The 23920-nt window shown below is 70.8% G+C and carries 21 protein-coding genes; 15 read left to right on the top strand and 6 right to left on the bottom strand.

Annotation, left to right across the window (positions count from 1 at the left end):
* Nucleotides 1-13: 13 nt before the first annotated feature.
* The 5 genes from LTT66_RS02490 to LTT66_RS02470 form a co-directional block, all read right to left on the bottom strand.
* A complete protein-coding gene (locus LTT66_RS02490) occupies nt 14-1180 on the bottom strand; it encodes a glycosyltransferase (protein WP_233063511.1) in 1167 nt (388 codons plus the stop codon).
* Between the two features lie 34 nt (nt 1181-1214).
* Nucleotides 1215-1997, bottom strand: a complete 783-nt coding sequence (locus LTT66_RS02485) for an LppM family (lipo)protein (RefSeq protein WP_220135801.1) — start codon at nt 1995-1997, stop codon at nt 1215-1217.
* A gap of 80 nt (nt 1998-2077) precedes the next feature.
* Nucleotides 2078-2950 carry a carotenoid biosynthesis protein gene (locus LTT66_RS02480; RefSeq protein WP_408638733.1) on the bottom strand — a complete coding sequence of 291 codons (873 nt, stop codon included), beginning with the start codon at nt 2948-2950 and terminating at the stop codon, nt 2078-2080.
* Complete coding sequence (locus LTT66_RS02475) at nt 2947-4512, bottom strand: phytoene desaturase family protein (RefSeq protein WP_233063510.1); 1566 nt, start codon at nt 4510-4512, stop codon at nt 2947-2949. Before LTT66_RS02475 ends, LTT66_RS02480 begins: the two co-directional genes overlap by 4 nt.
* 7 nt (nt 4513-4519) lie before the next feature.
* Entirely contained in the window at nt 4520-5131 is a 612-nt protein-coding gene (locus tag LTT66_RS02470; protein WP_043689302.1) for a GNAT family N-acetyltransferase, read from the bottom strand.
* A gap of 170 nt (nt 5132-5301) precedes the next feature.
* Here LTT66_RS02470 and LTT66_RS02465 point away from each other — a divergent pair, with 170 nt between their 5' ends.
* From LTT66_RS02465 to murD, 10 genes are all read left to right on the top strand, one after another.
* The gene (locus LTT66_RS02465) at nt 5302-5742 is read left to right on the top strand and encodes an SAV_6107 family HEPN domain-containing protein (protein ID WP_233063509.1); all 441 of its coding nucleotides are present in this window, start codon (nt 5302-5304) and stop codon (nt 5740-5742) included.
* A 149-nt stretch (nt 5743-5891) separates the two neighbouring features.
* On the top strand, nt 5892-6305 hold the full coding sequence (locus tag LTT66_RS02460; RefSeq protein ID WP_233063508.1) for a DUF3040 domain-containing protein: 414 nt from the start codon (nt 5892-5894) through the stop codon (nt 6303-6305).
* 403 nt (nt 6306-6708) lie between these two features.
* Nucleotides 6709-7140, top strand: a complete 432-nt coding sequence (gene mraZ, locus LTT66_RS02455) for a division/cell wall cluster transcriptional repressor MraZ (protein ID WP_039797118.1) — start codon at nt 6709-6711, stop codon at nt 7138-7140.
* A 184-nt stretch (nt 7141-7324) separates the two neighbouring features.
* Nucleotides 7325-8299 (top strand): 16S rRNA (cytosine(1402)-N(4))-methyltransferase RsmH, encoded by a 975-nt coding sequence (rsmH, locus tag LTT66_RS02450; protein ID WP_233063507.1) that lies wholly within the window; start codon nt 7325-7327, stop codon nt 8297-8299.
* A 127-nt stretch (nt 8300-8426) separates the two neighbouring features.
* Nucleotides 8427-9203: a hypothetical protein gene (locus tag LTT66_RS02445; RefSeq protein WP_233069545.1), complete on the top strand. Its 777-nt coding sequence runs from the start codon at nt 8427-8429 to the stop codon at nt 9201-9203.
* Nucleotides 9200-11095 carry a peptidoglycan D,D-transpeptidase FtsI family protein gene (locus LTT66_RS02440; RefSeq protein ID WP_408638732.1) on the top strand — a complete coding sequence of 632 codons (1896 nt, stop codon included), beginning with the start codon at nt 9200-9202 and terminating at the stop codon, nt 11093-11095. Before LTT66_RS02445 ends, LTT66_RS02440 begins: the two co-directional genes overlap by 4 nt.
* A gap of 214 nt (nt 11096-11309) precedes the next feature.
* Entirely contained in the window at nt 11310-12893 is a 1584-nt protein-coding gene (locus LTT66_RS02435) for a UDP-N-acetylmuramoyl-L-alanyl-D-glutamate--2,6-diaminopimelate ligase (RefSeq protein ID WP_181724524.1), read from the top strand.
* Nucleotides 12890-14428, top strand: a complete 1539-nt coding sequence (locus LTT66_RS02430; protein ID WP_233063506.1) for a UDP-N-acetylmuramoyl-tripeptide--D-alanyl-D-alanine ligase — start codon at nt 12890-12892, stop codon at nt 14426-14428. Before LTT66_RS02435 ends, LTT66_RS02430 begins: the two co-directional genes overlap by 4 nt.
* Complete coding sequence (mraY, locus tag LTT66_RS02425) at nt 14425-15501, top strand: phospho-N-acetylmuramoyl-pentapeptide-transferase (RefSeq protein WP_181724526.1); 1077 nt, start codon at nt 14425-14427, stop codon at nt 15499-15501. Before LTT66_RS02430 ends, mraY begins: the two co-directional genes overlap by 4 nt.
* 47 nt (nt 15502-15548) lie before the next feature.
* Nucleotides 15549-17006 carry a UDP-N-acetylmuramoyl-L-alanine--D-glutamate ligase gene (murD, locus tag LTT66_RS02420; protein WP_233068962.1) on the top strand — a complete coding sequence of 486 codons (1458 nt, stop codon included), beginning with the start codon at nt 15549-15551 and terminating at the stop codon, nt 17004-17006.
* A gap of 62 nt (nt 17007-17068) precedes the next feature.
* Here the strand turns inward: murD and LTT66_RS02415 are convergent, their stop codons facing one another.
* Nucleotides 17069-17359, bottom strand: a complete 291-nt coding sequence (locus LTT66_RS02415; RefSeq protein ID WP_233063505.1) for a DUF6355 family natural product biosynthesis protein — start codon at nt 17357-17359, stop codon at nt 17069-17071.
* A 154-nt stretch (nt 17360-17513) separates the two neighbouring features.
* Between LTT66_RS02415 and ftsW the strand changes: the two genes are divergently transcribed.
* The 5 genes from ftsW to ftsZ all read left to right on the top strand — a co-directional run bounded on the left by ftsW (nt 17514) and on the right by ftsZ (nt 23873).
* Nucleotides 17514-18920, top strand: coding sequence for a putative lipid II flippase FtsW (ftsW, locus tag LTT66_RS02410; protein ID WP_233063503.1), 1407 nt, complete (start codon nt 17514-17516; stop codon nt 18918-18920).
* Nucleotides 18917-20029 (top strand): undecaprenyldiphospho-muramoylpentapeptide beta-N-acetylglucosaminyltransferase, encoded by a 1113-nt coding sequence (gene murG, locus LTT66_RS02405; RefSeq protein ID WP_233063502.1) that lies wholly within the window; start codon nt 18917-18919, stop codon nt 20027-20029. Before ftsW ends, murG begins: the two co-directional genes overlap by 4 nt.
* On the top strand, nt 20026-21549 hold the full coding sequence (gene murC / locus LTT66_RS02400; protein ID WP_233063501.1) for a UDP-N-acetylmuramate--L-alanine ligase: 1524 nt from the start codon (nt 20026-20028) through the stop codon (nt 21547-21549). The genes murG and murC overlap by 4 nt, the downstream gene beginning before the upstream one ends.
* Before the next feature lie 6 nt (nt 21550-21555).
* Nucleotides 21556-22278 (top strand): cell division protein FtsQ/DivIB, encoded by a 723-nt coding sequence (locus LTT66_RS02395; RefSeq protein ID WP_233063500.1) that lies wholly within the window; start codon nt 21556-21558, stop codon nt 22276-22278.
* 350 nt (nt 22279-22628) lie between these two features.
* On the top strand, nt 22629-23873 hold the full coding sequence (gene ftsZ / locus LTT66_RS02390) for a cell division protein FtsZ (protein ID WP_181724532.1): 1245 nt from the start codon (nt 22629-22631) through the stop codon (nt 23871-23873).
* Nucleotides 23874-23920 lie beyond the last annotated feature (47 nt).

Raw genomic sequence — 23920 nt, 5'->3', positions numbered from 1 at the left:
CGGCGCTGACCGCTCAGCCGAGCGAGCGACCTTTCCAGCGCGCTGTGCCGCGGCGGCGGGCCCGATGCGAACGCGCCCACAGCAGCAGATACGCCGCCACCGACACCGGATGCGCGGCGGCGGCCAGCACATCCGAGGCCCGCAGCGGACCGCCGGTCTCGGTGGAGCGGGCCAGCAGCCGCCCGCCGACGGCGGCCAGCCAGCCGATGGCGCCCGTCCGCCGGACCGCGCCCCTGCCGAGCACTGCGGCCACTGGCGGCACCCAATAGGCAAGAGCGGCAACGAGTCCCACCGCCGCTCCGCCCGCGATCGTGCCGTCGTAGGCCGACCAGAGCCAGCGGGTGTAGCCCGCGTCCAGCTCAGCGGCGCCGCGATACATCCTGGTGCCGGCCAGCGGCCCTGCGGCCACCAGAACGGTGGAGTGACCGGCGCGCCGCAGCGTACGGGCGATGTTGAGGTCTTCGGTGATGCTCCCGGCCACCGCCGCGTGGCCACCCACCGCGCGGTACACCGCGTTGTCGAACACGAGGAACTGTCCGCACGCCACCGCCGTCGAGGGCCGCAGGCTCCGGTCGGACACCGCGACCGGCAGTGTGGAGGCCCACGACCAGCACAGCAGCGGCTGCACTATGGCCTCTGCGACCGAACCGGCTACTTGCGACGGCCACGGCGAGACCAGCGCGGCTCCTCGTCTGCGCAGAGCGCCGACCGCCGCGGCGATCGCCGCCGGGGCCAGTCGCACGTCGGCGTCCACGAAGATCAGCACCGGCGCCGTCACCTCCTCGGCCAGCCGGACACAGGCGGCGGCCTTCCCGGTCCAGCCGGGCAGCGGGCCGGATTCGGTGCGCAGCAGGGTGAAACGGGAATCGTCCCCGATCGCCGCGCGGGCGGCTGCGCCGGTGTCGTCGGTGGACGCGTCGTCGAGGATGCGCACCGTCAGGCGCGGTACGCCCACCTGGGCGCGTAGGTCGGCGATCAGGTCGGGCAGCCGGTCGGCCTCGTTCCGTGCCGGGACGCAGACGGTGACGGGTTCGATCACCGTCGTCGGGGTGTCCGCCAACCGCCGCAGGGTGATCCGGTTGTACAGCGCGATACCCGCGCCGAGCACGGCCAGCGCGGTAGCGCAGGGCGGCAGCAGCGAGGTCGCGCGCAACGTCTTCGGCAGGTCGGCACTCACCATGTGCGCCACGCTATCCGGCACACCGACCTACCGCTCAGCGATTCTGCGTCACCGAGCGCCACCAGCGGCTCATCGAGAAGCCGACTTCCGGCGCACCGGGCGGGGCGGGGTTGCGGTCCATGTAGGCCAGCGCGGCGACGATGGCGGCTACCGCGAGGGTGATGCCGCCCGCGATGCCCGCCCAGCCCGCGAACGAGCGGGTGTTCGGGTCGGCGTAGCTCACCTCGGCGCTGGGCCTGGAGACCTCGCCGGGCGGCAGCCTCCAGGAGACGACGTTGTCGCCGTCGCGGCTGCCGTTGGTCTTGGCGACGCGGGCCGGAAACGCGATGGTGAACTGCACGTCGGAGCCGTGCGGCGGAACGGATTTGAGGTCGACGCGCCCGGTCATCTTGACCAGGTCGCCGGTGCGCTGGAATTGCAGCTGGAACATGCCCTGGGTCTGCTCGGACAGCTGGCCGAGCTGCTGCACCTCACCGAAGGACAGATCCTCGAAGAACACCTGGCTGCCGGTGTAACCGTCCTGGGCGTACGGCTCCACGCGCACCTTCGCGGCCAGCGTCTCGGGAGCCTTCAGCTGCGGGCCCTTGTCGCCGGAGTCGGCGGGCACCACGGCGGCCACGAGCCGCCCCGACACCCGGTCGTTGGACGAGACGCCCATCGACACCTGGACCCGCAGGCAGCTAGCGAGCATCGGCACCAGCATCGCCGCGAGCAGAACGGCCGCCGCGACACGCACGCCGCGGCGTCGGGCCCGCCGCTGCGGGAGGTCCGGGGCATCGGGCTTCGTGGTGACGGGACTCGGCTGCACGGGTGACATCGTGCCAGGCCGTCGGCCCGGAATGAAACGCACCAGTCGCAACGCGCGTCGGTCTGCCGCGCCGGGTGGACCGCACCGGGTCAGCGGCGCGCCCGAGCAGCTACGACCAGTAAGGGAACGCCGAGCACAGCCATACCGGCGAAGCCGTAACCGGCGGAGGGCAGAAGGCCGAGGAACACCGCGTGGGCCAGCGCCGACCCCAGCCAGGTCCACAGGAACAAGGTCACCGGGACGACGCGTGCCGGCGCGCGACCGTGTTCCGGCGGCGTCCGTACCGGATCCGGCGCCGCTTGCTCCCAGGCCGCCAGCAATCCGCCCATCACGAGCGCGACGCCGAACCAGCCCAGGTAGTTCGTCACCGGAATCCAGTCCAGCCCCGGTAGTCCGGAGTGGGTGTCACACCAGGTCCACTGCCCGTCGGCCACCATTTGCGGATCGAGGAACAGATCCCAGCCCACCGCACCGACCGCCGTCGTCACGATCCGTACCAGCGTGTGCCGCGACAACATCCCGGCCACCACCCATACCGGGTAGATTCCGCCGGTCCAGGCCAGCGGCACGATCAACGGCACCGTGAGCAAGGCGGGACCGAGCCGGTCGACGGCGTACTCGTAGCAGCCGAACGGCACTCCGGTCGCGGTGCCGATCACCTCGGCCGTGAGCCCGAGACCGGAGACGACGACCAGGAAGCCGATGGCGTACCGCAGTCCCCTGGTCGCGGTGGCGTGTGCCAGCGCGGCGCCCGCGGACAGCAGCACGATCGCGACGGTGATCCGGTCGCGCGCGCCGCCGGTGGTCAGCGGATATCCGATCTGCGCGACGATCGCCGCGGCGGCGAAGACGAGGGGAAGGAGAAGGCGCACCGAGCGATTCCAGGGCACCGGGTCCGTGGGGTGTTCCTGTGTCGACGCGGTCTTTCCCGGCAGCAGTGCCGGCTCGCCCGAGTCCGTCATCGTCGCGGCCACTGGCGTAGCCGACGCCGTTTCAGGTCGCGCAGCGCGAGCGCGGCGGCGGTGCGGCCGCTCGCGCCGGAGACACCGCCGCCGGGGTGGGTGGACGCGCCGGTCAGATACAGCCCCGGCGCACCGGGCACCCGCTGCCCCGCCAGTTCCGGCAGCGGCCGCCACAGCATCATCTGGTCCAGCGACATCTCCACGTGCATGACGTTGCCGCCGACGAGCCCGAGCTCGCGCTCCAAGTCCACCGGCGTCTGCACGTGCGTGCGCGACACCGTCTGCGCGAAACCGGGTGCGTACGACTCGACTTCGGCGATGATCCGGTCGCCTTCCCGCTGCGCGAGGCCGGCCCAGTCGGCACCGGAGGCCAGTCGGTACGGGTGCCACTGCGCCCACAGCGACAACTGATGTTCACCCGGCGGCGCGATGGTGGGGTCGAGGGCGCTGAAGCTCATCGCCAGCACCACCGGCCGCGGCGGCAGGTCCCCCGCCAGCGCCGCGCCGTGCGCACGGCGCAACTGCGCGCGGTCGGACACCAGGAATTGCAGGCCGCGGGCGGAGTGATCGATCGGGCTGCCGGGATAGCTGGGCAGCGCCGAGGTGGCGGCCCGCACCACCATCCCGATCCCGGGACCGACGCGGATGCGCCGCCGCCAGTCGTCGAGCACCGCGCCGTCGAATCCGCCGTCGCGCAGCAGCTCCAGCGTGGTCAGCACATGGCTGCCCGCGATCACGATGTCGGCGCACAGCTCTCGGCCCGACCCGGTGCGCACCCGCCAGCGGGCGCCGTCGCGGCGCAGGGCCGCCACCGCGTCGCCCGCGGTGACCGCTCCGCCGTCCGAGCGCAGCCGCGCCACCAGCGCCGTGGTCAGCACTCCGCTGCCGCCGACCGCCCGCCCCGGCGGCAGGGTGTGCATGAGCGCGGCGAAGCCCACCATCGGCGCCGTGCCCGGCTCCGACATCGGCGGCCCGGACTGCGCGCCGAACCAGGCCAGCGACGCCTTCAGGCGCTCGTCCTCGAAGAAGGCGTCCAGCAGCGCGTCCCCGGATTGCAGGAATTCCCGCGAGAGGGCGCTGCCGCCGTCTTTCGCGTCCAGTCCCCAGAACGACCGCACGAGCCTGCCCGGCGTCGGTCCGCCACCGAAGGCTCGCATCACGCGGGCGCTGCGCGGACCCCAGACCTGGACGAACCGGCGATAGGCCGTCGCGTCCGGGCGGCCGCAGGCCGCCGCGATCGACGCGCAGGTCGCTTCCAGGTCACGGTGGAACACGATGGCGGGGCGGCCCGCGTGCGCGGGCGTGAAACCCCATGGGTCGCAGTCGATGTATCGCAGCCCGAAGCGGTCGAGTTCGAGTTCCTCGACGATGCCGGTGTGGCGGATCATGATGTGCGCCGACGAGCCGCGATCGACCCGATGGCCGGGGAACCGCTCGACCGTCGACACCGCGCCGCCGAGCACCTCGTCGCGTTCGAGCACCTCGACCTCGTGGCCGGCGCGAGCGAGATAACACGCGGCGACCAAGGCGTTGTGGCCCGAGCCGACGACGACCACCGTCACGTGACCCTCACAGCGGCAGCCGCCTGCCGAGGATCGCGAACGGACGGTTGTCGCCCGCGAACACGAAATTGCGGACCACGTCGGTGAATCCCTGCCTGCGGTACAACCGCCAGGCGCGGTTGTCCTCACCGGCCACCTCGGGCGTCGACAGCAGCACGGCGCGCTCGGTGCGGTCGCGCAGCAACCGTTCCAGCAGCGTGGCGCCGATGCCGCGGCCCTGCGCGGTCGGATGCACATGCAGCTCGGTGAGCTCGAAGTAGTCCGAGAGCAGTTCGCGCGTGGAGTGTTCCGGCCAGCCCGAGCGCCGCATTCCGCTGTGCACCTGCTGATGCCACCACTGGTGCGCGGCGCCACGATAGCCGTAGGCGATCGCCACGATCGGTGCGCGGCGCAGATCGATCCGGCCGGAGTCGTCGGGCAGCACCGCGGCGACCGCCTGCCAGCCGGGCCGGGTGGTGTGCTCGGTCCACATCGGTGCGCGATGGTTCTCGGTCCCGCGCGGATAGTCCATGGCGGCCACGTAGACCGCCAGTGCGTCGTGCAGCCGGGAGCGCAGAGCCGCCACCGAGAGATCGATGACGGCGGGTGCGGGAGTGTGATTGGGCTTGACGGCGGTCATGGCTCTCGTCGGTCGCGCGGACGCGGAAGTTTGTCGGTGGGCGTCTCTATATTGAAGCTCAATTCAAACGTTCGAATACCTGTTCGGTCCGAGCGGTTGCTGGAAAGCGGTGGGGGACGCCGCCTCCAGCGCGGATACGGGCCAAGGTACGCGATGGTGGAAGGACGGCGATGTCTGGTCGAGTGGAACATCCGGGCCGGCCCGGCCGGGCCGGCAAGCTGCTGGAGCGCGCGGACGGGTTGCTCATGCAGGCGGCGGGGGAACGAGATCCGCGGGAGCGGTTCCGCACCGCCTACCTGGCAGCCCTGCGCGGCGCGGGCGCGGTGATCGCGCTCACGGGCGCCGACGCCGCACCCCGCGCGCGTTCGCGCAACGCGTGGGTGCTGATGCAGCGTGCCGCGCCCGAGTTCGTGATGTGGGCGGACTACTTCAGCGCGCGCTCGGAGACCCGGGCCGCGCTGGAGGCCGGGCTGGACCGAAAGGTCGACGAACACGAGGCCGACGAGTTCTCTTCGCGGGTGGCGGCATTCCTGCACGACGTGGAGGATCTCCTCGCGGCGTCGGCTCGGTTGCGTCCCGCTCCGGGAGTCACCGGCGGCATGACCGCTTAATGCGGGCTGAAGACGGACTACGCCGACTGAGCCCATAAGGTGGTCTGGCCCTGATCGAACTCGTATCATTGGTGACAGATGGCCGCCAAGGTCGGCTATCTGTCGCCTACCCGGAGGCGACAGCCACGCCTAGTGCCGGGGGAGGTACCGTGCCACTCTCCGAGCACGAGCAGCGCATGCTCGAACAGATCGAGAGCGCTCTCTATGCTGAGGACCCCAAGTTCGCCTCGTCCGTCCGCGGCGGACGGCTTCGTTCGACCTCGAGTCGTCGCAGACTCCAGGCCGCGGCGTTGTTCGTCCTCGGCCTCTTTCTCCTAGTCGCAGGCATCGCAGCGCCCGTGAAGCCAGGCGGCTTCCCGATCATCAGCCTGATCGGGTTCATCGTGATGTTCGGTGCGGGCGTGCTCCTGCTGGTCGGCACCTCCAAGAGCGCCGCCAAGAACGACCGCTCGGGCGGCGAAGCCTCCGCCGGTGGCGCGGGCGGCCGTGGGCGCCAGCGGAAGTCCGGCGGTTTCTCCGAGCGTATGGAGGATCGCTTCCGGCGGCGTTTCGAGCAAGAGTAGCTCGCTCGTAGCCTGACAACTTCAGCATTACCGGCGACGCCGCACCGTAGAGGTGCGGCGTCGCCGGTTCGTGTGCGCGGCCGAGCGCGCCGCGAATGATCTTCGGGCGGGACTTCCCCCTTCCCCCACACCTCCCCACAAACTTCCCCCACGATGCCCCCGCGCACGGGGCGCCAGGGCGTTTGCTGGGTGTTTTCGGGGGTTTGTCCGTGGGGCCTGCGCGTGTCGGCAGAACTCGTGAAAGTTCTCCACGGCGGTGATAGCTGGGATGACCTGCGGAATCGTCTGGGTCGGGAGCCAGATCACCGCTTGTTTCGATTGAAAGTGGGGGAAAGTGGGGTAATGTGGAGCGCGCAGTACTGAAGGGCCGACCATCGAGGTGATCGAATAGGGAGGTATCGAGATGTTTCTCGGTACCTATACACCTCGCTTGGACGACAAGGGGCGACTCACGTTGCCTGCGAAGTTTCGAGACGATCTGGCGGGAGGGTTGATGGTCACGAAGGGGCAGGACCACAGCCTTGCCGTGTACCCGAAGGAAGAGTTCACCGCGCTCGCTCGGCGTGCCGCGGCCGCGTCTCGAAGCAACCCGCAGGCACGCGCGTTCGTCCGGGCCCTCGCGGCCGGAACGGACGAGCAGCGTCCGGACGCGCAGGGCCGGATCGTGTTGTCCGCCGACCATCGTCGCTACGCCAACCTGCAAAGGGATTGCGTGGTGATCGGTTCGGTCGACTTCCTGGAGATTTGGGACAAGCAGGCGTGGGAGTCCTACCTCGCCGAGCACGAGGAGGACTTTTCGCAAGCCAGAGACGAGTCGCTGGGCGGAATCTTCTAGCCGCGGGCGAACGAGTGCCACGCGGTCTCTGCCCGGACGCGGACCCTGACGTACTTCCCCGACGCCAGGTGCCGAGGTTCGGTCAGAGACCACGGGGCATTCGTATCCGTATCGAAAGCACTGTGTATCAAGGCGACCCGTGTGCGGTGCGCGACGACGCGAGGCAGGACTCCGGGAGGTCGAGGTGAACCGTGAACAGCGCGGTCCCCGCCATGTTCCGGTTCTGCTCGAGCGAGCCGACGCGCTGCTGGGTCCGGCCCTGGCCGAGTCGGGTGCGGTCTACGTCGACGCGACCCTGGGCCTGGGTGGCCACGCCGAACATTTCCTGAGCACGTACCCCGGCATCCATCTGGTCGGGCTCGACCGCGACACCGCCGCGTTGAAGCTGGCCGGCGAGCGGCTCGAGCCGTACGCGGACCGAGTCACGTTGGTGCACACCCGCTATGACGGCATCGCCGACGCGCTGGCCGAGGCAGGGCTGCCGCCCACCGGTTCGGTCTCGGCGATCCTGATGGACCTGGGCGTCTCCTCGATGCAGCTGGACGAGGCCGATCGCGGCTTCGCCTATTCCGTCGACGCCCCGCTGGACATGCGGATGGACCCGACCCGCGGGCTTACCGCCGCCGACGTGCTGAACACCTACAGCCACGGCGATCTGGCCCGGGTACTGAAAACCTACGGCGAGGAACGTTTCGCGAGCCGGATCGCGGCCGAGGTCATCCGCCGTCGCAAGATCAAACCGTTCAGCACGAGCGCCGAGCTGGTGGAGCTGCTGTACGCCGCGATCCCCGCGGCCACCCGCCGCACCGGCGGGCACCCGGCCAAGCGCACGTTCCAGGCGCTGCGAGTGGAGGTCAACGGGGAGCTCGACTCCTTGCGTGCCGCGCTGCCCGCCGCGCTCGCCGCGCTGCGTGTCGGCGGCCGGATCGTGGTCATGTCCTACCAATCGCTGGAGGACAAGGTGGTCAAGCACGAACTCGTCACGCACACCGCGTCCAGGACGCCGGTGGGCCTGCCGGTCGAGCTGCCCGGGATGGGGCCGGAGTTCCGGATGCTGACTCGCGGGGCGGAGAAGGCGACCGAGCAGGAGATCGAGGACAACCCGCGGGCGGCCCCGGTGCGCATGCGCGCCGCCGAGCGGATCCAGGAGGCCGGGTGAGGAAGCTGTGCGCGGCGCCTCATCGCGTCGGCTGTGTGCGGATGTCCCGCAGAGATATCGGAGGCCGGATGAGACAGCATCGCGCTGTGCTTCCGCGGCGTCCCGGGAGGACAGAGGAGGGGAATCGATGAGCGTGCGGACGCGGACCGTCGAAGCGCCGGGCCGGGTCGCCCGGCGGGTCCAGGATGCCGAACGGGTGAAGTCGGGCGCGGCGCAGCGCGCCTACGCGCGGCGGCGCCTGCGTGCCGAAAGCGGTTCGGACACCGCCTTTCTGCCCACTGTGCGGCGCTCGGCGATGGCCGCGCGCATTCCGTTCGTCACGGCGATCATCGCCCTGCTCGGTTGCGGTCTCGCGCTCACGTTGCTGCTGACCACGCGCGCCGCGGAGGACAGCTATCAGCTCGGCGACGCGCGGGCGACGAACCGGCGGCTGGCCGACGAGCGCGCCGCGTTGCAGCGGGAGGTGGAGGCCGCCGATTCGGCGCCGGAACTGGCCGCGCGAGCACGCGAACTCGGCATGATCCCGGCCAAGGATCCGGCCCGCCTGCTGGTCGGCCCGGACGGCTCGGTCACGGTGATCGGCAAGCCCGCTCCGGCCCAGGGCACTCCCGTGCCCCCGCTGAACGCCTCGCCTTCGGCGCGGCCGTGGGGCGAGCGGGTGGTTCCCGTCACCACCACGCCCGGTGCCCCTGTACCGGGTAGGCCGAGCGCCGGATCGCAGAACCCGCAGGTGAACGCGGCGCCCGCTCCGGGAAGTCCGGTCCCGAGACCGCCCGCGGCAGTCGTCCCGCCACCTTCGCCGCTGCCCGCGCCACCGGTCGAGGCGCCCCAGCCACCTGCGGAAACGGTGCCGGGATCCGACGCGGAGCAGCCTGAGACGGCAGCCGGTGGAGTGCCGCAGTGACGCACCCCAGGCCCGCGCCGCGCCCGCGGCGCGGGCCGTCCGGCGCCCGCGCCGCGGGCAGGCCACGCCAGCCCACCACCGCTGTCCCGGACGGTCCGCTGCGGTTACGCCTCGGCGTCGGCCGGGTGGTCATGCTCGTCGCACTCGCCGTGGTCGCGCTGCAATTGCTGTGGGTGCAGAGCGTCGCGGCGCCCGGATTGTCCGCGCAGGCGGCCAGCCAGCGCACCACCCACCAACCGGACCCGGCCACCCGTGGGCCGATCACCGACCGCAACGGCAAGTCGCTGGCCTTCACCGTCTCCGCGAAAGCCTTGACCTTTCAACCGGTCCGGGTTCGCCAGGACCTGGCCGAGGCCAAGGCCGAGAACGACAAGGCGCCCGACCCGGACCAGCGGCTGCGCGACATCGCGCGCACCATCCACGAGAAAGTGAAGGACGCGCCGTCGGAAGCGGACCTGTTGGCGAAGCTGCGCAGCGACGAGTCGTTCGTGTACTTGGCGCGCAACGTGGACCCGAGGATCGCGAGCGAGATCATCGAGAAGTTCCCCCAAGTCGGCTCCGATCATCAGAGCCCCCGGGTGCACCCCGGCGGCTCGCTGGCGGCGAACGTCATCGGCGCCACCGGATGGGACGGCCACGGCACGGTCGGGCTCGAGTCGTCGCTGGACTCGGTGCTGGCCGGTACCGACGGTTCCTACACCTACGATCGCGGTTCCGACGGGGCGGTCATCCCCGGCAGCTGGCGGGACGAACAGCCCGCGGTCAACGGGTCGGCCGTCGAACTCACCCTGGACTCGGATCTGCAGTACTACGTGCAACAACAGGTGCAGCAGGCCAAAGACATGTCGGGTGCGGGCTCCGCTTCGGCGGTCGTCCTGGACGCCAAGACCGGGCAGGTCCTGGCCATGGCCAACGACAACACCTTCAACCCGGACCTGGGGCCGCAGAAGTGGGCCGACACCGACCTGAGCAACCCGTCGGTCACGGACGTGTTCGAGCCCGGCTCGGTGAACAAGATCGTCACGGCGGCCGCCGCCGTCGAGTACGGCCTGACCGATCCGGACGAGGTGCACCAGGTACCCGGTGCGATCCAGATGGCGGGTGTCACCGTGCACGACGCGTGGACGCACGGCGTCGAGCCCTACACGACGACGGGCATTTTCGGCAGGTCGTCCAACGTGGGCACGCTCATGCTCGCGCAGCGAGTGGGCGAGGACCGCTTCGCCGACATGGCGCACCGGTTCGGGCTCGGGCAGCGCACGGGCATCGGCCTGCCGGGAGAGAGCGCGGGCCTGATGCCCGACCGAGACCAGTGGTCCGGCGGCACCTTCGCGAATCTCCCGATCGGGCAAGGTCTTTCGATGACCACGTTGCAGATGGCGGGCATGTACCAGGCGATCGCCAACGACGGCGTCCGTATTCCGCCCAGGATCGTCCGGGCGAAGATCGCGCCGGACGGCACACGCACCGAGGAGACCCAGCCCGACGGCGTGCGGGTGGTGAGCAAGCAGACCGCCGCCACGCTGCGCACGATGTTCCAGGCGGTGGTGCAGCGCGACCCGATGAACGCCAACCAGAACGGCACCGGGTGGCCCGCGGCCATCACGGGCTACCAGGTGGCGGGCAAGACCGGCACCGCGCAGAAGGTGGACCGGAATTGCCGGTGCTACTCCACGTCGTCGTTCTGGATCACCTTCGCGGGCATGGTTCCGGCGGACAATCCGCGGTACGTGATCGGACTCATGCTCGACGCGCCCGTCCGCAGTTCCGACGGCTCCGGTGGCGGTTCGGTCGCTCCGCTGTTCCACAACATCGCCTCGTGGGCGCTGCAGCGCGACCGCATACCGCCGTCGCCGCAGCCGTCCAGGCAATTCGTCCTGCAGGCGGGGTGATCCGGCCCCCTGGCCCGGCGCGAGGCGGGCGTGTGCGCCGCGGCTGCGCCCCGCGGTGTCCGGACGCCGCGTGGCGCGGTCTCGGCCGGGTGGGCGAACCCGTAGGGTGCGGGGGCGACCTCCCCGCCCTTGCGATGGGGCGCATGGTCCCGCCGTGACCGGTCGCCGGTAACCTGACACGTCGATCGATGCCCCCGAAAGGAGCCTGGTTTCTGTGCAGTCCGGTCAACCGCGCGCATTGCGGCCAGAGCATTCGCCGTCGACGCCGCTGGCGTCGCTGGCCGCCGTCATCGGGGCCGCGACGAGCCCCGACTCGGCCGCGCGCGGCGTGTCGGTCACCGGCATCGAGCAGCGGTCCGACGCCGTGCTCCCCGGGGACCTGTTCGCCGCGCTGCCGGGCGCCCGCGCGCACGGCGCCCGTTTCGCCGCGGACGCGGTCGCCAAGGGCGCGGTCGCGGTGCTGACCGACGCGGCGGGCGCGCAGCTGGCCGGCCCGCTGCCGGTACCGGTGCTGGTGCGGGAGAACCCGCGGGCCGTGCTCGGCGAGCTGTCGGCGACGATCTACGGCAATCCGTCCGAGCGGCTGCGCATCGTCGGGATCACCGGAACCTCCGGCAAGACCACGACCTCCTATCTGGTGGAGGCGGGCCTGGCCGCGGCCGGGCTGTCCACCGCGCTGATCGGCACCATCGAGACCAGGATCGGCGGCAGGCGGGTGCCGAGTGCCCTGACCACGCCCGAGGCGCCGCAGTTGCACGCGATGTTCGCGTTGATGGTCGAGCAGGGCGTGGACGCGGTGGTGATGGAGGTGTCCAGCCACGCGCTGACGCTGGGGCGGGTGGACGGGGTGCGTTTCGCGGTCGGCGCGTTCACCAACCTGTCCCAGGACCACCTCGACTTCCACGCCGATTTCGACGACTACTTCGCCGCCAAACGCAAGCTGTTCGAACCGGATTCGCCGGTCGCCGCGCGCACCGCCGTGGTCTGCGTCGATGACGAGTGGGGCCGACGCCTGGCCGCCGGTCTGCCGGACCCCGTCACCGTGTCGACCACCCGGACCGCCGCCTGGAGCGTCACCGGCGCGGTGTCGGCGCACGGCGGCGAACAAGACTTCACCGCGGCCGGTCCGCACGGGGAAATCGCTGTGCGCCTGCGGCTTCCCGGCCACTACAACGTCGCCAACGGCCTGCTCGCGGTGGCGGTCTGCGCCGCGGCGGGCGTCGAGCCGTCGGTCGCCGCGCCCGCGTTGGCGACGGTGGACGTGCCCGGCCGGATGCAACGGGTGGAGCGCGGGCAGGACTTCCTGGCGATCGTCGACTACGCGCACAAGCCCGCGGCGCTGGAGTCCGTGATCGCCACGCTGCGTGGACATCTCGCGGCCGACACCGCGGGACGGCTCGCGGTGGTGATCGGCGCGGGCGGCGACCGGGACGCGGCGAAGCGGCCGCTGATGGGCGCCGCGGGCGCACGGGGCGCCGACCTGCTGATCATCACCGACGACAACCCGCGCACCGAGGACCCGGCGGCCATCCGCGCCGCCGTGGGCGCCGGTGCGCTGCAGGTCCCGGAGACCGACCGCGGCGAAGTGCGCGAGATCGGTGACCGGGCGGAAGCGATCGCGGCCGCGGTGGAGTGGGCGCGCCCCGGTGACGTGGTGCTGATCGCGGGCAAAGGACATGAGGCAGGGCAGGAGATCCAGGGCGTGAAGCACCCGTTCGACGACCGCGACGTACTCGCGGCCGCATTGGAAAGACGTTGTCCGCAAGGCAACCACGCGGAGGACTTGACGGTTTCATGATCGAGATGACACTGCGGGAGATCGCGGAGGTCGTCGGCGGCACGCTGCACGACGTCGCAGACCCGGAGGTGCGCGTCACCGGCTCGGTCGAATTCGATTCGCGCCGAATCGGTTCCGGCGATCTGTTCCTGGCGTTGCCGGGCGAGCGTTCCGATGGTCACGACTACGCGGACGCGGCGATCGCCGCGGGCGCGGTGGCGGTGCTGGCGGCGCGGCCGGTGGGCGTGCCCGCCATCGTGGTCACCCCGAGCCGGGGCGCTGTGCCCTCGAGTTCGGTTGCCCTGAGCCATGATTCGGACGGTTCCGGCGCCGCCGTGCTGACCGCGCTGGCCGCGCTGGCCCGCGCCAGCGTGTCGCGCCTGGCCGCGGACGGCGGCCTCACCGTCGTCGGCGTGACCGGCTCGTCCGGCAAGACCTCCACCAAGGACCTGCTGGCCGCTGTGCTGGCACCGCTGGGCACGGTGGTGGCTCCGCCCGGCTCGTTCAACAACGAGCTCGGTCACCCGTGGACCGCACTGCGCGCCGACGCGGACACCCGGTTCCTGGTGCTGGAGCTGTCCGCGCGCGGGCCGGGGCACATCGCCGCGCTGGCCGAGGTGGCGCCGCCGAGTATCGGCGTGGTGCTCAACGTCGGCACCGCGCATCTCGGCGAGTTCGGCAGCCGCGAGGCCATCGCGAAGACCAAGGGCGAGCTGGTCGAGGCGCTGCCGCCGACCGGGCTCGCCGTGCTGAACGCCGACGATCCACAGGTCGCCGCGATGGCCGCGCGCACGTCGGCGCGGGTGGTTTCGGTCGGGCAGGCCGCGAACGCCGAGATTCGGGCCACCGACATCCGGCTCGACGACCAAGCCAGGGCCGCGTTCACGGTGCACACGCCCGAGGGCAGCGCCCCGGTGCACCTGGCCGTGCACGGTGAGCACCAGGTGGGCAACGCGCTGTCGGCGATCGCCGTCGCGCTGGCCTGCGGCGCCGACCTCGAGACCGTCACGGCGGCGCTGTCCGGCGCGCGCGCCGCGTCCGCCCGCCGGATGGACGTGCGAACCACCACGGACGGGATCACCGTCGTCAACGACTCCTACAACGCCAATCCCGACTCGGTCCGCGCCGCGCTCAAAGCGCTGGTGAGCATGGCGCGCGCGGGCGGGACGCCCCGGCGCAGCTGGGCGGTGCTCGGCGAGATGGCCGAACTCGGCGCGGAGTCCGTCATCGAGCACGACGCCATCGGACGGCTCGCGGTGCGTTTGGACGTCAGCCGCGTGGTCGTCGTCGGCACCGGAAGACCTGCCCGCGCGCTGCACCAAGGGGCGGTGATGGAAGGGTCGTGGGGCGAGGAGTCGATTCTCGTACCGGACATCGAGGCGGCGATCGCACTGCTGGACAAGGACCTCGCCCCCGGTGACGTGGTGCTGGTCAAGGCATCGAAGTCGGTTGGCCTCTGGGAGGTCGCCGAGCATCTGACCGACCCGGACGCCGCGCTCGCACGCGGCGGCGCGGCGGACACCCGGGTGGGGCAGGACACGGAGGCAGCAGGATGAGACAGATTCTCTTCGCCGCGGCGATCGCGCTGACGGTCTCGATCCTGCTGACGCCACTGCTGATCCGGTTGTTCGCCAAGCAGGGGTTCGGGCAGGAGATCCGGGTCGACGGTCCCGCCAGCCACCAGGCCAAGCGCGGCACGCCGACCATGGGCGGCGTCGCCATCCTGGTCGGCATGTGGGCCGGCTACCTCGGCTCCCACCTGATCGGCATCGGCTACGACGCCGACGGGCCGTCGGCGTCGGCGTTGCTGGTGCTCGGCCTGGCCACGGCACTGGGCGCGGTGGGTTTCATCGACGACTTCATCAAGATCCGCAAGCAACGCAACCTGGGCCTGACCGCGGCGGGCAAGTATCTCGGCCAGCTCTCCGCGGCCGTGATCTTCGGCTTTCTCGCCTTGCAGTTCCGTGGCGCGAGCGGGCTGACTCCCGCCAGCAAGCACCTGTCCTATGTGCGCGACATCAGCACGGTGACCATGGGCGTGGTCGTGTTCCTGGTGTTCGTCTGCTTCGTGGTCGTCGCCTGGTCCAACGCGGTGAACCTCACCGACGGACTCGACGGGCTGGCCGCCGGCTCGATGAGCCTGGTGCTGGGCGGATACGTGATCATCACGTTCTGGCAGTACTACCACGCCTGCGAAACCAAGCCCGAGGCCGGCTGTTACAACGTGCGTGACCCGCTGGATCTCGCCCTGGTCTGCGCCGCGGGCGCGGCGGCATGCGTCGGGTTCCTGTGGTGGAACGCCGCGCCCGCCAAGATCTTCATGGGCGACACCGGTTCGCTGGCGCTCGGCGGCCTGCTGGCCGGGCTGTCCATCACCACCCGGACCGAGCTGCTGATGATCGTCATCGGCGCGCTGTTCGTCGCCGAGACGGCGTCGGTGGTGTTGCAGGTCGCGGTGTTCCGCACCACGCGCAACCGGTTGTTCAAGATGGCGCCGTTCCACCACCACTTCGAGCTCAGCAAATGGGCCGAGACGACGGTGATCATCAGGTTCTGGTTACTGGCCGCGATGGCCTCCGCCGTCGGGCTCGGGCTGTTCTACAGCGAATACCTCTCCGCGGTCGGGTGAACGAGATGGTCGAACATTCTCCGCGGGCCCTGCGCACACCAGGCCCCATGCTCGAATTCCTCCGCGGTCGCGACGTTCTGGTGGCCGGCTGGGGTGTGTCGGGACGCTCGCTGGTCGAACCGCTGCGCGACATCGGCGCGCGCCCGGTGGTCACCGACGGCGGCGCCGCTGCCCTGGCCGAGGCCGCGGAACTCGGGCTGGACGTGGCCACCGGCGCGGAGCTGGAGAACGCCGACTGGAGCCGGTTCGCGCTGGTGATCACCAGCCCGGGCTGGCGGCCGGACTCGCCGGTGCTGGCATCGGCGGTGGCCGAGGGCACACCGGTGTGGGGCGATGTGGAATTCGCCTGGTGGGTGGATCAGGCCAGGATCTACGGTCCGGTGCGCAAGTGGCTGGTGATCACCGGCACCAACGGCAAGACCACCACGACCCAGATGACCCACGCGATCCTGCGCGCCGCCGGAATCGCCAGTGTCGCCTGCGGCAACATCGGCCTTCCCATCCTCGACGCGTTGCGCCGCAACCCCGGTCCGCAGGTGCTCGCGGTCGAGCTGTCGTCGTTCCAGCTGCACTGGGCGCCGTCGGTGCGCCCGGAGGCGGGCGTCGTCCTCAACGTGGCCGAGGACCACCTGGATTGGCACGGCGGCCTGGACGCCTACGCCGCGGCCAAGGCCAGGGCGCTGGTCGGCCGGGTCGGCGTGGTCGGCCTGGACGATCCGGTCGCGGCCGCGCTCGCCCGAAAGTCCAAAGCTCGCCGGACCGTGGGTTTCCGGGTCGGGGTGCCCGCCGACGGCGAGCTCGGCGTGGTGGACGGCAAGCTGCTCGACCGCGCGTTCACCAAGGCCGCGATCCTGGCCGAGGTCGGCGACATCAGCCCGCCCGGACCCGCCGGCGTCGCCGACGCACTGGCCGCGTCCGCGCTGACCAGGGCGATCGACGTCGCTCCGCAGTTCGTGCGGGAGGGCTTGATCGAGCACAAGGTCGGCCCGCACCGCGCCGCGTTCGTGCGCGAGCTGGCCGGTGTCGATTTCGTCGACGACTCCAAGGCCACCAATCCGCATGCCGCGCGCTCGTCGATCCTGGCCCATCCGCAGGTCGTCTGGGTGGCCGGTGGCCAGCTCAAAGGCGCGCACGTCGAGGACCTGGTGGAGGAGGTCGCCGACCGGCTGGTCGCGGCGGTGCTGATCGGCGCCGACGCGCCGGTGCTCGCGGCCGCGCTGGCACGACACGCACCCGAGGTCCCCGTCATCGAGCTGGTCTCGGGAGACGATGCAGGGATGGGTGACGAAGCGTCGAGAACCGCCGCCGCCGACGCCGTCATGGCGCGGGCCGTGCGAGCGGCCGCCGGTTTCGCCCGCCGCGGCGACACCGTTCTGCTGGCTCCCGCCGCCGCGTCACTGGACATGTTCGCCGACTACACGCACCGCGGCCGCAGCTTCGCCGCGGCGGTGCACGCTCTGGAAGACGGTGACCTGGGGACCACCGACCTCGGGGGTTTGCGATGACTGCCGACCGGGGCGGGTGCGGCGTGGACGCCCACCCCGGTCGGCCGAGTCACCTCCGCGGACTAGCAGGCTCCTTCGGCGTTCGCCCAGTCGATCCGCTGGAATTCGTTCGGCACGCCGATCTCGGTTTCGCCCGGCCCGACGCAACGGGTTTCGTGCCGGTCGGGGCCGATGTTCGCCCAGTGAATCTTGATTCGAACGTTGCCGCTGCCACAGTGGTTGTACCAGTGTCGACCGCGCTCGGTGTAGAAACCACAACCACCCGCCGAAGCCGTGGGCGCCTGGACGACAACGACGCCGGTCCATGCCAACGCGGCGATACCAGCCGCGGCAAAGGCGTGCCTGCAATGCATTCGGCCGCAGGGTGTCACAACGGCGGTCTGGGAGCGACGACAAAGAGCAGGCCGGGGGCGCATTGTGAGTCCGGGTAGCGGCGCGCGCGGGGCCGCCAAGGCGGCCGGCACACGACAAGTCGGCTCGCAACCACGGCGTGCCCGAGCATTGGGTATGGGCCCCGGGGCGTGGCTGGCGCGGCCGCTTGCGTCGTTCCACCTGATCGTTACGATCGCCACGCTGTTGACGGCTCTCGGACTGGTCATGGTCTTGTCGGCATCCGGAGTCGTGGAGTACGCGGGAGGTGGGTCGGCGTACTCCTTGTTCATCCAGCAGACGTTGTTCGCGGCGATCGGCGCCGTACTGTTCTATCTGGCTCTGCGGGTTCCGCTGCGCCTGTTGCGCCAAGCCTCGTTCCCACTGTTCGCGATCTCGGTGCTGGCGCTGGTGCTGGTTCTCATCCCGGGTATCGGTACCCGCGTGCAGGGCGCACGTCGTTGGTTGATATTCGGTCCTGTTTCGGTGCAGCCGTCGGAGATCGTGAAGGTGACCCTGATCGTATGGGGCGCACATCTGCTGGTTTCTCGGCGAGCGAGCGGTTCGAGTTTGCGTGACATTCTGGTTCCGCTCGTCCCGGCCGGTGTGCTGGTGTGTTTGTTGATCGTGGTTCAGCCGAACCTCAGCACCACGGTCGCGGTGGGAATCGTCCTCGGCGCCCTGCTGTGGTTCGGCGGCCTGCCGGTCCGGCTGTTCGTGACGATCGCGGTTTCCGGTGTCGTGGCCGCGGGTGTGCTCGCGATGTCCGCTGGATATCGGTCGAATCGAGTTCGGTCCTTCTTCAACCCGGGCTCGGATCCGCAGGGCGACAACTACCAAGCTCGCCAGGCGCTGTATTCCCTCGCCGACGGTGGAATCTGGGGCAGAGGTCTGGGACAGAGCCGGGCCAAGTGGAGCTACTTGCCGAACGCGCACAACGACTTCATCTTCGCGATCATCGGGGAGGAATTGGGCTTCCTCGGCTGCGCACTGGTGCTCGGGCTTTTCGCACTGTTCGTATACACGGGATTGCGCATCGCCAGCCGGTCGGCGGATCCGTTTCTCCAAGTGCTCACCGCCTCCGCGACGACGTGGATCGCGGGACAAGCCATGATCAACATCGGGTATGTGGTGGGTTTGTTGCCGGTCACCGGTCTGCAGCTTCCACTGGTGTCGGCTGGTGGCTCGTCGCTCGCGATCACGTTGCTCATGTTCGGCCTCATCGCCAACGCCGCCCGGCACGAGCCGGAGGCGGTGGCGGCGCTGCACGCCGGACAGGACGGTCGTTTCAGTAGGCTGTTGCGGTTGCCCAAACCCGAGGTGTACGCACCGGCTCGGGCGAGCGCGGCCCGCCGCGGCCGTGCGCCCCGGACGACCGATCGCGGACAGTCGGCGCTGCCGCCGGGCAGGCGCGGGCGGTCCGGCGCGGAACCGCCGCGGCGCCGCTCGCCGGAGAGCCGCGGTACCAGCTCGGCGCGCGCCACCAGGGCTTGGGAACCCAGCTATCCGGTCAATCACGCAAGAGAACGGGGAAGATCTAGGTGATCTCGGTAATCGTCGCGGGCGGCGGCACGGCGGGCCACATCGAACCGGCACTGGCGGTGGCCGACGCGTTGCGGCGGCTCGACGATTCGATCCGGGTGACGGCACTGGGCACCGAACGCGGTCTGGAGACTCGCTTGGTCCCCGAACGCGGCTACCCCCTCGAGCTCATCCCTCCGGTCCCGTTGCCCCGCAAACCCACTGTCGACCTGCTGCGGTTGCCCGGTCGGGTGCGGGCCTCGGTCGCCGCGACCCGTGCGGTCATCGATGCGGTCGAGGCCGACGTGATCGTCGGTTTCGGCGGGTACGTGGCGCTTCCGGCGTATCTCGCGGCGGGCGCGGGCGTGCTGCGGCGCAGGCGCCCGGTTCCGGTGGTGGTGCACGAGGCGAACGCCAAGGCGGGCATCGCGAACAAGGTCGGCGCCCGTCGCGCGGCGCGGGTGCTCGCCGCGGTACCGGACTCCGGGCTGGCGAATGCCCGAGTGGTGGGCATTCCCGTGCGCGCCTCGATCACCGGCCTGGACCGCGCCGCGCTGCGTGCTGAGGCGCGGGCGCACTTCGGCCTGCCGCCGGAAGGACCGACGCTGCTGGTCTTCGGCGGTTCGCAGGGCGCGCGGACCCTGAACGAGGCGGTGTCGGGCGCCGCGCCCCAGCTCGCCGCGGCGGGCATCTCGGTGCTGCACGCGCACGGCCCCAAGAACACTCTCGACCTGGACGACTCCGCCGCGAAGGGGCCGAACGGCGCCCGCTACGTGGCGGTGCCGTACCTGTCCAGGATGGACCTCGCCTACGCCGCCGCCGACGCGGTGGTCTGCCGATCGGGCGCGATGACCGTCGCGGAGGTCTCCGCGGTCGGGCTGCCCGCGTTCTACGTGCCGCTGCCGCACGGCAACGGGGAACAGGAACTCAACGCCCGGCCGGTGGTGCGCCAGGGGGGTGGCAGAATTGTCCCCGATTCCGAGTTGACGCCGAAGTACGTGATCGATGAGGTGATTCCGCTGCTCATGGACCCCGCACGGCTGACCGAGATGGGCCGGGCCGCCGCAGGCGCCGGGCACCGCGACGCCGCCGACGAAGTGGCGCGGATCGTGGCGGAGGTGGCGCGCCGATGAGCGACACCACCGCCGACCGGGCGACGCCGGATACCGACACCGAACGGACCGCGCTGCCGCCCGAACTGGAACGCGTGCACATGGTCGGCATCGGCGGGGCCGGAATGTCCGGCATCGCGCGCATCCTGCTCGCTCGCGGCGGTTCGGTGTCCGGGTCGGACGCCAAGGAGAGCCGGGGCGTGCTGGCGCTGCGCGCTCGCGGCGCGCAGGTGCGGATCGGGCACGACACCGGCGCCTTGGATCTGCTCCCTGGCGGTCCGACCGCGGTGGTCACCACGTACGCGGCCATCCCGAAGACCAATCCGGAACTCGTCGAAGCCAACCGGCGCGGCATTCCGGTGCTGCTGCGCCCGACGGTGCTGGCATCGCTGATGCAGGGGCATCGCACCCTGCTCGTCTCCGGTACGCACGGCAAGACCTCCACCACCTCGATGCTCATCGTGTCGCTGCAGCACTGCGGGTCGGACCCGTCGTTCGCGGTGGGCGGGGAGCTGAACGAGGCGGGTACCAATGCCCACCACGGCACCGGCGACATCTTCGTGGCCGAGGCCGACGAGAGCGACGGCTCGCTGCTGCAGTACGACCCGGACGTCGCCGTGATCACCAACATCGAGTCCGACCACCTGGATTTCTTCGGCTCCGACGAGGCCTACGTGCAGGTCTTCGACGACTTCGCCGACCGGCTCGCCGCGGGCGGCCTGCTGGTGGTGTGCCTGGACGATCCGGGCTCGCGGGCGCTGGCCGAGCGAGTGGGCGAGCGCTTGGCCGAGCGGAACGTCCGGGTCCTCGGTTACGGCTCGGGGGACCTCGCGGACGCGCCGGTGCCGGTGGGCGCGCGGCTGCACAGCTGGGAGCCGCGCGATGTCGGCGGGCTCGTGCAGTTCCAGCTCGCCGACGAGGCCGCGCCGCGCACCCTGCGCCTGTCGGTGCCGGGCAGGCACATGGCGCTCAACGCGCTCGGCGCCCTGCTCGCCGCCCACGCCACCGGCGCCGAGGTGGGTGAGGTCATCCAGGGCCTGGAGGGGTTCGGTGGCGTGCACCGCCGGTTCCAGTTCGCCGGACGGGAGAACGGCGTGCGGGTCTTCGACGACTACGCCCATCACCCGACCGAGGTGCGCGCCGTGCTCGGCGCCGCCGCCGAACTGGTCCAGCAGGAGGCGCGCGACGGCGCCCGGTCCAGGCAGGGCCGGGTGATCGTGGTCTTCCAGCCGCACCTCTACAGCCGGACCGCGACCTTCGCGCAGGACTTCGGCGCCGCGCTCAGCCTGGCCGACGAGGCCGTCGTGCTCGACGTCTACGGCGCGCGGGAGAAGCCGCTGCCCGGCGTGAACGGAGCGCTGGTGGCCCAGTCGGTGACGAAACCGGTGCACTACCAGCCCGACATGTCGCGGGTCGGCCGCCAGGTCGCCGGTTTGGCGTTGCCGGGCGACGTGGTGATCACCATGGGCGCGGGCGACGTGACGATGCTGGGCAGTCAGATTCTCGACGGACTACGGGCGCGGCCCCAGCACGGTCGGTGACCAGGCGTGCGCGGGGTCGGTTCGGCGCGCGCGGCCGGGCGCCGCGCGGGTGATCGGTTCGGCGCGATCGACTGGCGCCGAGTTCGCCTGTGGGGATTGCCGGCCGTGTGCGTCCTCGCGGTGATCTGTGCCGTCGCCTGGTTCACTCCGGCGCTCTCGGTGCGTACGGTGCGGATCGAGGGGGCGGTGGCGGTTTCCGAACAGCAGGTGCGGGATGTGCTCGAAATTCCGTCCGGACGTTCGATGCTGCGGATCGACACCACCGCGATCGCGCGGCGGGTGGCGAGCATTCCGAAGGTGCGCACGGCGCGGGTGCAGCGCGTATTTCCGTCCACCGTCCGGGTGACGGTCGTCGAGCGCACCGCGGTGTTGTTCTACGACAGCCCGGAGGGCGCGCATCTGCTCGATGCCGACGGCGTGGAATTCGCGATCGAGCCCACGCCGATCGGCGTGCCGAAGTTGGTCAGCGAGCACCCCGGCGCCGCCGATCCGGTGACCAGGGCGGCGGTCTCGATACTCGCCATCGTGCCGCCTGCGCTGGCCGTTCAGGTGAGCGAGGTTGCCGCACGGTCCATTTCGGATATTTCGCTGAATCTGAAGGACGGGCGCACGGTACTCTGGGGCGGGACCAACGACGCGGAACGGAAGTCGGCGGTCGTGTTGCCGTTGTTGACGCGCCCCGGAACGGTGTTCGATGTGTCGAGTCCCAATCTGGTCACGGTAAAGTGATCAACACCCATTGCGCCCAGCGAATATTCGGCGGTCCGGGAGCTGTTCCGGCGCCGAGCGCAGGGCCGGGGGGCAACCGTTCACCATACGACGTGTGGAGCGGCGAGACGAGCGGGATCAGGCAAGATTCTGGCTCTCGTCTCGGCGCGCCTGCGCGCGTATCGCGTCGGCTGCGAATAGCGTTCCGCACCAGTCGGATACTTGACATAACGCTAACCCTATGGTTGAGCTTTAGGGTTTGCCCCACCGCGGTTCGCTTTTTCGCAGCGACGCCACCCGCGGAACGGGCCGAGGCGGAGTGCCGGGAATCCGAAAACGACAGGCTTTAGATCGAAGGAAGGCGAGAGCCCATGACGCCCCCGCACAACTACCTTGCGGTGATCAAGGTCGTCGGTATCGGCGGCGGCGGTGTGAATGCCGTCAACCGGATGATCGAGCAGGGACTCAAAGGTGTCGAGTTCATCGCGGTCAACACCGACGCCCAAGCGCTGCTGATGAGTGATGCCGACGTCAAACTCGACGTCGGCCGCGAGCTGACCCGCGGGCTGGGAGCCGGCGCGGACCCCGAGGTCGGGCGCAAGGCCGCCGAGGACCACAAGGACGAGATCGAAGAGGTGCTCAAGGGCGCCGACATGGTCTTCGTCACGGCGGGTGAGGGCGGCGGCACCGGTACCGGCGGCGCCCCGGTCGTCGCGCAGATCGCGCGCAAGCTCGGCGCGCTGACCATCGGCGTGGTCACCCGTCCGTTCTCTTTCGAGGGCAAGCGGCGCGGGAACCAGGCCGAGGTCGGCATCAACCTGCTGCGCGAGTCGTGCGACACGCTGATCGTCATCCCGAACGACCGGCTGCTGCAGCTCGGTGACGCGGCGGTGAGCCTGATGGACGCGTTCCGCTCCGCGGACGAGGTGCTGCTCAACGGTGTGCAGGGCATCACCGACCTGATCACCACCCCCGGTCTGATCAATGTCGACTTCGCCGACGTCAAGAGCGTGATGTCCGGGGCGGGCAGCGCGCTGATGGGTATCGGTTCGGCGCGCGGCGAGGGCCGCTCGGTGAAAGCGGCCGAGTCCGCCATCAATTCGCCGCTGCTGGAAGCGTCCATGGACGGTGCGCACGGCGTGCTGCTGTCGATCGCGGGCGGGTCCGACCTCGGGCTGTTCGAGATCAACGAGGCGGCGTCGCTCGTGCAGGAGGCCGCGCACATCGAGGCCAACATCATCTTCGGTACGGTGATCGACGATTCGCTCGGTGACGAGGTCCGGGTCACCGTGATCGCGGCAGGCTTCGACGGTGGCGGGCCCGCCCGGCGCACCTTCGAGACCCCGGGCCGCAGCACCATCGGCACGGCGCGCTCGGGCGAGATCGGGCAGAGCCGCGCCAGTGAGATCGCGGCGCGCGGCAGCGACAGCACCCCGAGCACGTCCGGTGCGAGTGCCGTCGGCCGCGGCGCGGTGCCGAGCTATCGCGACACCGAACGGGCGCGCACCCTGGCCGAGCCGACCGTGGCGAGCAACTCGCGATCGCACATTACGCCGCCTGATGCCGGCGACGATGACGACGACGTGGACGTGCCTTCGTTCATGCGGAGGGGCTAGCGCTGGAACGAGGTTCCGGCGCAGGCCGGGACCGAGCTGAAAGAGCG

The sequence above is a fragment of the Nocardia gipuzkoensis genome, assembly GCF_021183645.1.
Lineage (GTDB): Bacteria > Actinomycetota > Actinomycetes > Mycobacteriales > Mycobacteriaceae > Nocardia > Nocardia abscessus.
This window is presented reverse-complemented; position numbering and strand designations above follow the sequence as displayed.